We start from the raw sequence: 12010 nt of genomic DNA on the forward strand, positions 1-12010 counted from the left end.
CGATCGGAAAAAAGCCGGTCATCCGGCCGGCACCCAGTGTACTTGATGATGAGGTAAGCTTCGTGTTTTGATCATGTTCAGCCAGGTGACAAGTTTGAATGGTAAATACAGGAAACCGCTGCTGATTGCGGCGGCTATCGGCGTCTTGGCGGCGGGCGCCATCTGGATCGCGCTGCAAGCCATCCACCAGCCGGCGATGCGCAAAGTGGCGGCCATGGCGGGCATCAAACCGCGGCCGACCGTGCTGGGCTGGCCGGTCAGCATCGGCACCGTGGCTGGCGCCAGCGGCAGCGCCGGAATGGCCGATGGCGCCGCAGCGCAGGCACGTTTTTCCGACCCCTTCGGCCTGGTGATCGACCGCGACGGCAACGCGTACGTGGCCGACGCGGGCGACAATAATCGCATCCGCAAGATCACGCCGGAGGGCGTGGTCTCCACCCTGGCCGGCGGCAGCGAAGGCTTTGCCGACGGCACCGGCGCCGCCGCCGCGTTTCACACGCCGTCCGGCATGGCCATCGATGGCGCCGGCAACCTGTTCGTGGCCGATACCGGCAACAATGCGATCCGCAAGATCACGCCGTATGGCGTGGTCAGCACCATCGGCGGCAGCGGCGTGGCCGGCTACCGCGACGGCAAGGCGGGCGAGGCCCAGTTCAACGGACCGGTCGGCGTGGCGGTCGACCAGGCCGGCGCGCTGTATGTGGCCGACACCTACAACGACCGCATCCGCAAGATCGCGCCCGACGGCACGGTTAGCACGCTCGCCGGCGGCGCGCCCGGCTATGTCGACGGAGCGGCCGATGCTGCCCGCTTCGACACGCCCACCTCGGTCGTGGCCGACGCCAGGGGCAACCTGTATGTGGCCGACACCAGCAACGGCGCGCTGCGCAAGCTGGCGCCGGACGGGCAGGTAAGCACCCTGGCGATTGCCCCGGAAGACGCCGACAAACCGCTGCTGCGCCGCCCTGTGGGCCTGGCGCTCACGCATGACGGCTTTCTGTATGTGGGCGATATCTGGCGCGGACGCATCCTGCAGGTCAGTCCCGACGGCAGCTTGCGCGGCCTGACCGGGATTGGCGTCGACATCGAGATTGGCGACCACAAGGCGCTGCGCTTTAGCCGGCCGAGTGCGATAGCGGTCGACCGCGAGGGCGCGCTGTATGTGGCCGATGCCGTGAAGCGCACCGTGCACCGGGTCGCGCCATTGCGCGATGGCGCGACCGCGGTGCTGGCGCCCAAGGCGCCGGCGCTGGTCGCCGCCGCGACAGCGCCGGTGCCGGCAACGGCGAGCGCGTCCCAGCCTGTTGCGGCGGCGGTATCGCCGGCGCCGGCCGCCGCGCCCGCGCGCTTTCCATGGCCGTTCAAGCCGCAGGACCAGCGGCGCGAAGTGGTCGGCACGATCGGCGAAGTGCGCGGCAGTTATGGCGGCGAGAGCCGGCATCATTTTCACAGCGGCCTCGATGTCCAGGCCGACATGGGCGTGCCGGTGCTGGCGGTGGCCGACGAAAAAGTCAGCAGCCCCGCGCCCAACTGGGCCTTCGGCGAGGTTGGCGAAGGCATGAGCGTCGACAGCATGGCCTACATCCACATGCGGGTCGGGCGCACGGTCAAGGATGCGCCGCTCGACCCAACGCGCTTCATCATGCTGGCCGACGACAAAGGCAAGGCGGCGCGCATGCGCGTCAAGCGCGGCACGCGCTTCCATGTGGGCGACGCGCTCGGTACCGTCAACCGCATGTTCCATGTGCACCTCGTGTACCAGCCGGGCGGGGCGGAAGCCAATCCGCTGATCCTGCCGTTCACGGGCTTCAGCGACCAGGTGGCGCCGCGCATCGACAAGATCGGGCTGGTCGACGCGGCCGGGACGGCGCTGGCGCGCAAGCCGGGCAAGCGGGTGCTGGTGGCGCGTGGCGCGGGGCCGCTGGGGATCGTGGTCGACGCCTACGACCAGGCCGACGGCAATGCCGCGCGGCGCAAGCTGGGTTTGTACAAGGTCGGCTACCAGGTGCTGCGGGCGGATGGCACGCCGCTGGCCGGATTCGAGCAGCCGCTGATCAACATCGAATTCAACAAGTTGCCGCCGGACCCGGAAAGCGTCAAGCTGGCCTACGCCGACAATAGCGGCATCACCGTGTACGGCAGCGCGACCACGCGGTTTTTATATGTGGTGACCAACACCGTGCGCGACGGCGTGGCCAAGACCGGGGGATGGGATCCGGCCGCGCTGGCGCCGGGCGACTACCTGATCCGCATCTTTGCGGCCGATTATGTCGGCAACGAAGCGCTCAACGGACGCGACCTGCCGATTACGGTGGAGTGACAAGGCTGGGTCGGGAGACCGCTACCGGCCTCCCGGCCGCTGGTCAGGCGCTGATGTTTGCCGGACGATTGCGGCGGCGGGTCATGAAGCCCAGCATCGTCATGCCAGCCAGGAACATGGCATAGGTTTCCGGTTCCGGGACCGCGCTGATGAGATTATCCGACGTGCTGAAGCTGGTGAAGGTGCCGCTTGGCGCCATGAACTGCGCTTGCTGGCCGCCATCGCAGCATCCCTCGAAGCCATAGATGGTCAGCGTGTGATTTCCCGCTCCCAAGTTCACCGTGGAGCCCAAATACTGCGACGGGTTGGTGTACTGGCTGTCCCACCAGATATCGTGGCTCTTCGCATCGAGCGCCACGCCGTTCAGGAACAGCGCGCCGCCGTAGCCGAAATCGACCCCTGCGCGGAACTGCCACAAGCCGGCATTGGCGTCGCTGACGCCGAAGCTGATGGTCGACTTGAGCGCGAAATTGCTGCTGCCGCCGAACAGGCTGGCGTGGGTAATATGGTCGTACGAAGCGACGCTGACTGACGCATGGGTGGGGCCGAGCAGGGCGGCATCGACGGCGCTGCGATAATCCGTTGCGCTGGACAAGGGGCCGGACGGGGTGGCGGAAGCCGATTCGATGACGATCGCGCTAGCGCCGGCATTGGCGGCAAGCGCCAGGGTAGTCACTGCCAACATCCATGAGAGATTTTTCTTCATATTTATCCTGGACAAAGCACCGCGCGCGCAATGCTGCGCGGTAAGTATAAAAAGGGTTTCGCCCCGCACAGGTGTCCGAAAAATGCGATGGACACCGAGTCTGGGTGCTGGCGCTGAATCATGGTGTAGCGGATGGTCATCCGATACACGAACAGTGATCAAACAGTAACATAGATGCGCGGCGGAAAATATATCGGCGGCAGCTGTGTTTACGTTTTACAACGAGCGAACTCCTACGGCTGAGTCCAAAACGCCTACAACCGGGGTCAGAGCTCCAACTAGCAACAAAAATATTGCTAATCAGAGGTCAGACCCCGGTTGTAGGTGGTTTTACTGCGCTTGTCGGCGTCGGCGTCGTTGGCGTCAGGCGTTGGCGAGGTCGAGACGGGCGTCGCTGCCGCGACCCTGGTAGCGGCCGGCGGAGAGGTCGTCGAAGCGCATCGCCGGGCGCTTGGCCGACATCAGGTTGGCCAGCATCTGCGCCGAGCCGCATTGCTAATCAGAGGTCAGACCCCGGTTGTAGGTGGTTTTACTGCTGTAGTAGGAGTTTTTGGCGTCAGGCGTTGGCGAGGTCGAGACGGGCGTCGCTGCCGCGACCCTGGTAGCGGCCGGCGGAGAGGTCGTCGAAGCGGATCGCCGGGCGCTTGGCCGACATCAGGTCGGCCAGCATCTGCGCCGAGCCGCATGACATGGTCCAGCCCAGGGTGCCGTGCCCGGTGTTGAGGAATAGATTGCCCAGCGCGGTGCGCCCGACAATCGGGGTGCCGTCCGGCGTCATCGGCCGCAGCCCGGTCCAGAACGTGGCGCGCGCGCTGTCGCCCGCGCCCGGAAACAGGTCGTTGACCACCATTTCGAGCGTGGCACGGCGGCGCGGATTGAGGCGCTGGTCGAAACCGGCAATCTCGGCCATGCCGCCGACGCGGATGCGGTCGTCGAAACGGGTCACGGCAATCTTGTAGCTCTCGTCCAGAATGGTTGATACCGGCGCCTTGCTGGCATCGGTGATCGGCACGGTGATCGAGTAACCTTTCATCGGGTACACGGGAATGTCGACGATCGATGTGAGCAGCGCCGTCGAGTGCGCTCCCAGCGCGACCACATAGGCGTCGCCCTGCACCAGCTCGTCGCCGCAATGCACGCCGCTGATCGCGTTGCCCGTCACCGCCAGGCGGTCGATGGCGACGTTGTAGCGAAAGCGTACGCCCAGCGCTTCGGCCATCGCGGCCAGGCGGGTGGTGAACAGCTGGCAGTCGCCGGTCTCGTCATTGGGCAGGCGTAGCGCGCCGACCAGCTTGTCCTTGACCAGCGCCAGCGCCGGCTCGGCGTCGCCGAGCTGGTCGCGCGTGAGCAGTTCGTACGGCACGCCGGAATCCTGCAGCACCTTGATGTCTTTTTCGGCGCTGGCAAACTGCTGTTCGGTGCGGAACAGCTGCATGGTGCCGCGCTGCCGGCTTTCGTAGCTGATGCCGGCTTCTTCGCGCAAGGTCTTGAAACAATCGCGGCTGTACTCGGCCAGGCGCACCATGCGTTCCTTGTTGACCGCGTAACGGTCAGCCGTGCAGTTGCGCAGCATGTCCCACATCCATTTGAGCTGGAAGGTGGTGCCGTCGGGCGTGATGGAGAGCGGCGCATGGCGCTGCAGCATCCATTTCATGGCCTTGAGGGGAATCCCGGGCGCGGCCCAGGGCGAGGCGTAGCCGGGCGAAATCTGGCCGGCATTGGCGAAGCTCGTTTCCAGCGCCGGACCGGGCTGGCGGTCGAGCACGGTGACGTCGTGGCCGGCCTTGGCCAGGTAGTAAGCAGTGGTCACGCCGATAACGCCGCTACCCAAAATGACGACACGCATGGTCTCTCCGGAGAAAAATATAGGATTCAAGAATTTCCGCTATATTATTGCGATTCAACTAGTCTTTGTTCACGTATAACTGCACGTATTTAGTGGAATTTCATGCGAATCGTTAAAGAATCGACCCGCAGCCTCGATAAGCTCGACCGCCACATCCTGCGCATCCTGCAAAACGAAGGCCGCATCTCGATGAAGGACCTGGGCGAGCGGGTCGGTCTGTCGGTCACGCCCTGCATCGAGCGCGTCAAGCGCATGGAGCGCGACGGTGTCATCAGCGGCTATTACGCGCGCGTCGATCCGGCCGCGCTGGGCGCCAAGCTGCTGGTGTTTGTGGAAATTACGCTCAACCAGAAGTCGGCCTCGGCCTTCGAGCAGTTCCGGCGCGAGGTGCTGCGCATTCCCGAGGTGCAGGAATGCCATCTGGTGTCGGGTGACTTCGATTACCTGATCAAGGCGCGCATCCACGAGATGGCGGAGTACCGCAAGCTGCTCGGCGACATGCTGCTGCAATTGCCCGGCGCGGCGCAGTCGAAGAGTTATGTGGTGATGGAGGAGATCAAGGAGACGCTGGTGCTGTCGACCGAGGCGCTGCTCCAGTCTTAACGCAGGCCCTGGAAACGGCCGGCCTCGAAGTCGGCAATGGCGCTCTGGATTTCCTCGCGCGTATTCATCACGAACGGTCCGTGCGATACCACCGGCTCGCCAATCGGCGTGGCGTGGCCGACGATCAGCAGGGCATCGGTCTCGGCGCTGATGCTGAGGGCGTCGCCTTCGTCGTTCAGTTCGGCCAGGTGGAAGGCGTCGGCACGGTCGCCGTTGATGTCCACGGTGCCGCGCACGACATACAAAAACACATTGCGCGCGCGCAGATCCGGTACGTGCAACTGGCCGCCGGCGCGCATCGCCACCGTGCTCATGAAGACACCGGTCAGCGATTGCACCGGGCCTTTGATGCCGTTCCACTGGCCGGCGACCAGGTGCAGGTCGACCTTGCCGCCGTCCAGGCCGATGGTCGGCATATCGTCCCGCTGCAATCCCGTGTACGCCGGCGCGCTCATCTTCAGGCGTCCCGGCAGGTTGATCCACAACTGCAGGATTTCGAGCTGCCCGCCTTGCGCGCGAAACGCCGGCGGCGACACTTCCGCATGCACGATGCCGCTTCCAGCGGTCATCCATTGCACGCCGCCGGCGCCGACGACGCTCTCGTGCCCGGCGCTATCCTTGTGCATCAGGCTGCCGTCGACGATGAAGGTGACGGTCTCGAAGCCGCGGTGCGGATGCGGACCGAAGGGCAGGCCGCGGTTGCCCGGCGGGTAGTGCTGCGGTCCGTGATGATTGAGAAACAGGAAGGGATCGATCTGGTCGGCGTACGGTCCCGGCAGCGGGCGCTGGGTCAGCAGGTCGCCGATGTCGTCGCGCTGGGCCGGATGCAGGCGCTTGATGCTCTTTTCGCTCATGGGCTCACTCCCGGGATGGTGGTTTTGTCCCCCACCATACCGGAAGCGCGGCGCGCGCGGCGTCGGCCTGCGCGATGGCGAAAACTTTATGCCCCGGTTTGCTGTCCTACCGTGACGCCACCATTCTGGTGGAGATCACAAGGAGGCAATAATGGCAACAATGAACGCACCCGCAAACGAACGCCGCCATATCCCGGAACGCCGCAATGCCGGCGGCGCGCTGCACGCGACCCAATTTTCCGCCCTCGACTGGGCGGCGATGGTCTTGATGATCGTCGGCGGCATCAACTGGGGCCTGGTCGGGGCCTTCGAGTTCGACCTGGTGGCGACGCTGTTCGGCGATCGCACAAGCTGGTCGCGCCTGGTGTATGCGCTGGTCGGCATCGCCTCGCTGTACGCTATTTACCTGTTGAGCAAGATGGCCGCGCGCCAGCATTAGCGGCGTCCGCTTGCGGCGCCCGCTTGCGGCGCCCGCTTGCGGCGCCCGCTTGCGGCGTCCGCTTGCGGCGCCCGCTTGCGGCGTCCGCTTGCGGCGCCCGCTTGCGCCCGTGCTCTTGGGCACTGCGCTTGCCGCCGCGCGCCCGGGGCCTGCGCAGCATGGCCGGCGGTGATAGACTTTGACGTTCCGCAAACCCAACGTCCAGGATGTCACCATGCGCCACTCGTTCGTCCTCGCCAGCCTGCTGTGCTGCCTGAGCACCGCTGCCGGTGCCGCTCCCCCGCCTGCACCGGGGGAAGCGGCCTTGCGCGCGGCAGCCCATGCGGCCGCGAACTACCGTACCGCGCTGATCGACAGCCTGGCGAAGATGGTCAGCTTCAATACGGTCGCCGACCCGGCGCTGCCGTTCGAGCGCAATCCGCAGCACCTCGGTTTCAAGAGCTACCTCAAGAGCGAGGCGGAGCGGCTCGGCCTCGATTACACCGACCATGGCTATGTGATGGTCATCGGCCTGGGCAGCGGCAGCGAGCGGGTCGGTATCATCACGCACGGCGATATCCAGCCGGTCGACCCCTCCAAGTGGAAAAAGTCGCCCTTCGAGCTGGACAAGACGAGCGAGGCCGGGCGCCTGATCGGACGCGGCACCGAGGATGACAAGGGACCGATCGCGACCGCCCTGTATGCGATGAAGGCGATCAAGGACAGCAAGCTGGCGCTGGCGAAACGGCTGGAACTGTATGTGTACATGGCCGAGGAATCGGACTGGGGGCCGCTGACCGAGTTTCTCAAGACGCACCAGCCGCCCCAGGTGAACATCACGCTCGACGCCGAGTATCCGGTGGTGACGGCCGAGAAGGGCTACGGCACGATCAGCGTGACGGTGCCGCCGCAGGCGCCAGCGCCGGCGGGCAAGGCTGCGCTGGTTGCCTTCGGCGGCGGCTTTTTCGGCAGCCAGATTCCGGAAGACGCCAGCGCCGCCATCGACGATGCCACGCCGGAACTGGAAGCGAACATCCGCCAGCGCGCCAGCGCCCAAGGCGGCATGCGCTATACCTTCAGCCGCCAGGGCAAGCAGCTGCTGGTCAAGGCGCAAGGCTTGTCGGCACACTCGTCCAAGCCGGAAGACGGCGTCAACGCGGTCAGCATGCTGGCCGATGCGCTCAATGGTCAGCCGTGGCCGAACACCACGGCCGGCGCCATGGTCAATCTGCTCAATGATTTGATCGGGACCGGCATCTACGGGGAAAAGTTCGGCACGATCGCTTACCGCGATAAATTCATGGGGCCGATGACCGTGGCGCCGACCGTCATCAAGCAGGGCGAGGCCGGGATCTCGCTGCATGTGAACCTGCGCCGTCCGCAAGGCAAGAGCACCGAACAGCTGACCCGCGAAGTGAACGAGGCGCTGACCCAGTGGCAGGCGCGGCGCATCGCGCTGGCCGATGTGAAGGTCGAGATCACGGAACCGTGGCTGCAGAAAAGCGCGCCCCAGGTGCCGACCTTGCTGTCCGTGTTTTCCTACTACACCGGCATCAAGAATCCGCGCCCGATTTCCATCGGCGGCGGCACCAACTCGCGCCTGTTCCCGAACGCGGTCAGCTTCGGCCCCAGCATGCCGGGGACGGTGTATTCGGGTCACTCCGAACACGAATTCATCACCGTCAAGCAGCTCATGCTGAACTTGCAGATGTACACGGCCGTCATGGCCGAACTGGCCAAATAGCGGTTCGCTGGTAACCCGGCGCGCAGCGGGCCGCGCGCGCCGGGTCCTCCCGTTCGTTTGGTTCGTAACCGTAAAAACGCCGATTTTTGATGTAGGCAGCAGCCTACTTTATGTAACCAGTTTCGACCTCAAAAACTCAGCGAACATCGCCTCTCCCTCTCAGAAAAACCGTTGCGTTCCATATGATTGAACGCCACTGGTCACAAGCCATTTTCACCTGGAAATCTTGCCTTTGCGGGGTGTGAAAATGCGCAAAATTGGCGTGCTAGCATCCGTTCCCAGTGCGCGATAACAGCGCTTGTTCGCGGCGTGGCGCGCGCCTGTTGTTCCACATGCGGCGTCACGCAGCCTTGCGCCGCGCCGGCGGCCAGTGCCGTCGCATGCCCACGACGAGGAGCACCAATGAATCAATTCGAGTATCCGCGACCGCAGCTCGTGCGTGAGCACTGGATCAGCCTGAACGGGCCGTGGAAATTCATGTTCGACGATGAACGGCGCTGCCGCATGCCCGATGGCGCGACCGAGTGGACGCACCAGATCGAGGTGCCGTTCGCGCCGGAGTCGCGCGCCAGCGGTATCGGCGACATGGGCTTCCACACGGTGTGCTGGTACGAACGCGCCTTCCATCTGGCGCCGCACGCGGGCCACACCCTGCTGCATTTCGGCGCGGTCGACTACCGCGCCCGGGTCTGGGTCAACCAGCACCTGGTGGCCGAACACGAGGGCGGACACACGCCGTTTTCGGCCGATATCAGCGGTGTGCTCAGGGAGGAGGGCACGCAGGTCGTGACGGTGTACGTCGAGGATGACCCGCACGACCTGGCCAAGCCGCGCGGCAAGCAGGACTGGCTGCTCGACGCGCACTCGATCTGGTATCCGCGCACCACCGGCATCTGGCAGACGGTGTGGATCGAGCAGGTGGCGTCGACCTACATTCAGAGCTTGCGCTGGACGCCGATTTTCGAGACCTACGAAATCGGCTGCGAAATCTTTGCCACCGGCGACATCACGGAACACCTGTTTGTCGAGGTCAAGATCTGGCATGGCGCCAATTTGCTGGCCGACGATCACTACAAGCTGCTCGGCAACGAGGCCAACCGCAAGATCGCCTTGTCCGATCCGGGCATCGACGACTCGCGCAACGAGCTGCTGTGGAGTCCCGAGCGGCCCACCCTGCTCACTGCCGAGGTGAGCCTGCACCATCGGGGCAAGGTGCTTGACATGGTGCGTTCCTACACGGCGCTGCGCTCGGTGGCGATCAACCGCGACCGCTTCATGTTGAATGGCCGCGCCTACGCGCTGCGGCTGGTGCTCGACCAGGGCTACTGGCCCGAATCGCTGCTCACGGCGCCGTCGGACGCGGCCCTCAAGCGCGACGTGGAGCTGGCCAGGGCCATGGGGTTTAACGGCGTGCGCAAGCACCAGAAGATCGAAGACCCGCGCTATCTGTACTGGGCCGACCGGCTCGGCCTGCTTGTGTGGGAAGAAATGCCATCGGCCTACCGCTTCAGCCCCAAGGCCATCACGCGCATGGTGCGCGAGTGGACCGAGGCCATCGAACGCGACTACAGCCACCCGTGCATCATCGTCTGGGTGGCCTTCAACGAATCCTGGGGCGTGCCGAACCTGACCCTCACCCAGGCCCACCGCAATGCGGTCGAAGCCCTGTACCACCTGACGCGGACGCTCGACGCGACCCGGCCGGTGATCGGCAACGATGGCTGGGAAGCGTCGGCCACCGACATCCTCGGCATCCACGACTACGACTGCAATCCCGACAAGCTGGCGGCGCGCTACACCACCAGCGAACCGACGCGCACCCTGTTCGACCAGCGCCGTCCGGGCGGGCGCATCCTGACGCTGGACGGCTTTCCACACCGGGGCCAACCCATCGTGCTGACCGAATTCGGCGGCGTCGCCTTCGACAAGCACAACGGCAGCGCGCACACCTGGGGCTACTCGCGCGCCCACACCGAAGACAGTTTTCTCGACCTGTACCGGCGCCTGCTGGCGGTGGTCAACAGCACGACCATGTTCAGCGGCTTTTGCTACACCCAATTCAGCGACACCTTCCAGGAAGCGAACGGCCTGCTGTGCGCCGACCGCACGCCCAAGATCCCGCTCGAACTGATCAGCGCCGCCACGCGCAACGATGATGCGAAGGAGGAATGCTACCCCGAAATTGCCTGACGAGCCGCTGGCACCACCCGCGCGGGACGGCGCCGCGGGTCAGTAGGACACATCACTTTGCCAACATACGCCCGGGATGGGCGAAAGGAGATAGCATGTCGACGATCATCGTTTTTTGCCACCTGCGCTGGGATTTTGTTTACCAGCGGCCGCAGCAGTTGCTGTCGCGGCTGGCGCAATATTTCCGCATCCTCTTTGTGGAGGAGCCCGTGCACGATGATGGCGACAGCTACATGGAACAATCGACACCGGTTCCCAACGTGACCGTGTACCGGCCGCACACGCCGGTGCACGCGCATGGCTTCCACGATGACCAGATCCGCCTGCTGCAACCGATGTTGGCCGGTCTGGTCGAGCCCGGCGAGCACCCCATCGCCTGGTTCTATACACCGATGGCCCTGCCGTTGCTACAGGAACTGCATGCGGGGCTGGTGGTGTACGACTGCATGGACGAGCTGGCGGCATTCAAGAATCCTCCGCGCCAGCTGCTGCAACGCGAAACGGCCCTGCTGAACCTGGCCGACCTGGTGTTTGCCGGCGGGCCCAGCCTGTATCAGGCCAAGCGCGAGCGCCACACCAATGCGCACTGCTTTCCCAGTAGCGTCGACGTGCGCCACTTCGAGCGCGCGCTCGGGCGTCATAACGGCCATCCGCTCCAGGCCGGCATCGGCGCACCGCGCCTGGGCTTTTACGGGGTGATCGACGAGCGCTTCGACGCGCCCCTGGTCGCTACGCTGGCCGACGCCCATCCCGACTGGCAACTGGTGATGGTGGGGCCGGTCATGAAAATCGACCCCGCCAGCCTGCCGCAGCGCCCCAATATCCACTACCTGGGGCAGCAGCCTTACGAAGCGCTGCCTGGCCTGCTGGCCGGCTGGGATGTATGCCTGCTGCCGTTCGCGCTGAACGATGCTACCCGCTTCATCAGCCCGACCAAGGTGCTCGAATACATGGCCGCCGAACTGCCCATCGTCAGCACCGATATCGCCGACGTCGCCCGTCCGTACGGCCACGTGGTCGCGATCGCGCGCGATGCGGACGGCTTCCTGGCGGCGTGCGAGGCAGCCCTGGCGATGACGCCCGAACGCCGCGCCGCCATGGGCGCCACCATGCGCACCATCGTGGCCGGCACCTCGTGGGATGTCACGGTCAACGCCATGCGCCGCTTGCTGGCGGAGACCCGACCCGGACGCGGCACGGGCCGCTTCAGCGGCGCAGGCAATGCGGGCAACGCAGGCTTGGCCAGCGGCGCTACAGGCATAGGCACAAGCACAAGCACAGGCACAGGCACAGGCACAGGCACAGGCACAGGCACAGGCACAGGCACAG

Annotated in this window: 9 protein-coding genes; 6 read left to right on the top strand and 3 right to left on the bottom strand. The window is 65.1% G+C overall.

Annotated features, from left to right (window positions below):
* Positions 1–94: 94 nt before the first annotated feature.
* The gene (locus tag PO883_RS30750; RefSeq protein WP_289313156.1) at positions 95–2320 is read left to right on the top strand and encodes an NHL repeat-containing protein; all 2226 of its coding nucleotides are present in this window, start codon (positions 95–97) and stop codon (positions 2318–2320) included.
* 43 nt (positions 2321–2363) lie between these two features.
* Here the strand turns inward: PO883_RS30750 and PO883_RS30755 are convergent, their stop codons facing one another.
* Together PO883_RS30755 and PO883_RS30760 are read right to left on the bottom strand one after the other, a co-directional pair.
* Positions 2364–3026, bottom strand: a complete 663-nt coding sequence (locus PO883_RS30755; protein WP_289313157.1) for a CCXG family PEP-CTERM protein — start codon at positions 3024–3026, stop codon at positions 2364–2366.
* Positions 3027–3582: 556 nt separating this feature from the next.
* Positions 3583–4872 carry a D-amino acid dehydrogenase gene (locus PO883_RS30760; RefSeq protein WP_289313158.1) on the bottom strand — a complete coding sequence of 430 codons (1290 nt, stop codon included), beginning with the start codon at positions 4870–4872 and terminating at the stop codon, positions 3583–3585.
* 102 nt (positions 4873–4974) lie between these two features.
* Here PO883_RS30760 and PO883_RS30765 point away from each other — a divergent pair, with 102 nt between their 5' ends.
* Positions 4975–5475, top strand: a complete 501-nt coding sequence (locus PO883_RS30765; protein ID WP_167092178.1) for an Lrp/AsnC ligand binding domain-containing protein — start codon at positions 4975–4977, stop codon at positions 5473–5475.
* On the opposite strand, the gene PO883_RS30770 is transcribed toward PO883_RS30765, so the two are convergent.
* A complete protein-coding gene (locus PO883_RS30770; RefSeq protein WP_289313159.1) occupies positions 5472–6329 on the bottom strand; it encodes a pirin family protein in 858 nt (285 codons plus the stop codon). The genes PO883_RS30765 and PO883_RS30770 overlap by 4 nt on opposite strands.
* A 151-nt stretch (positions 6330–6480) precedes the next feature.
* Here PO883_RS30770 and PO883_RS30775 point away from each other — a divergent pair, with 151 nt between their 5' ends.
* From PO883_RS30775 to PO883_RS30790, 4 genes are all read left to right on the top strand, one after another.
* On the top strand, positions 6481–6768 hold the full coding sequence (locus PO883_RS30775; RefSeq protein WP_289313160.1) for a DUF378 domain-containing protein: 288 nt from the start codon (positions 6481–6483) through the stop codon (positions 6766–6768).
* A 214-nt stretch (positions 6769–6982) separates the two neighbouring features.
* Entirely contained in the window at positions 6983–8491 is a 1509-nt protein-coding gene (locus PO883_RS30780) for a dipeptidase (RefSeq protein WP_289313161.1), read from the top strand.
* Between the two features lie 402 nt (positions 8492–8893).
* Positions 8894–10681: a glycoside hydrolase family 2 TIM barrel-domain containing protein gene (locus PO883_RS30785; RefSeq protein WP_289313162.1), complete on the top strand. Its 1788-nt coding sequence runs from the start codon at positions 8894–8896 to the stop codon at positions 10679–10681.
* A gap of 95 nt (positions 10682–10776) precedes the next feature.
* The coding region (locus PO883_RS30790; protein ID WP_289313163.1) for a glycosyltransferase at positions 10777–12010 on the top strand (1234 nt) is incomplete at its 3' end.

The sequence above is a fragment of the Massilia sp. DJPM01 genome (assembly GCF_030348125.1).
Taxonomy (GTDB): Bacteria; Pseudomonadota; Gammaproteobacteria; order Burkholderiales; family Burkholderiaceae_D; genus Telluria_A; species Telluria_A frigida.

Excerpts from the sequence above, each read along its gene's own strand:
- PO883_RS30780 (WP_289313161.1), top strand. The coding sequence starts at position 6,983 with ATGCGCCACTCGTTCGTCCTCGCCAGCCTGCTGTGCTGCCTGAGCACC.
- PO883_RS30765 (WP_167092178.1), top strand. The coding sequence starts at position 4,975 with ATGCGAATCGTTAAAGAATCGACCCGCAGCCTCGATAAGCTCGACCGC.
- PO883_RS30785 (WP_289313162.1), top strand. The coding sequence starts at position 8,894 with ATGAATCAATTCGAGTATCCGCGACCGCAGCTCGTGCGTGAGCACTGG.
- PO883_RS30755 (WP_289313157.1), bottom strand. The coding sequence starts at position 3,026 with ATGAAGAAAAATCTCTCATGGATGTTGGCAGTGACTACCCTGGCGCTT.
- PO883_RS30775 (WP_289313160.1), top strand. The coding sequence starts at position 6,481 with ATGGCAACAATGAACGCACCCGCAAACGAACGCCGCCATATCCCGGAA.
- PO883_RS30770 (WP_289313159.1), bottom strand. The coding sequence starts at position 6,329 with ATGAGCGAAAAGAGCATCAAGCGCCTGCATCCGGCCCAGCGCGACGAC.
- PO883_RS30760 (WP_289313158.1), bottom strand. The coding sequence starts at position 4,872 with ATGCGTGTCGTCATTTTGGGTAGCGGCGTTATCGGCGTGACCACTGCT.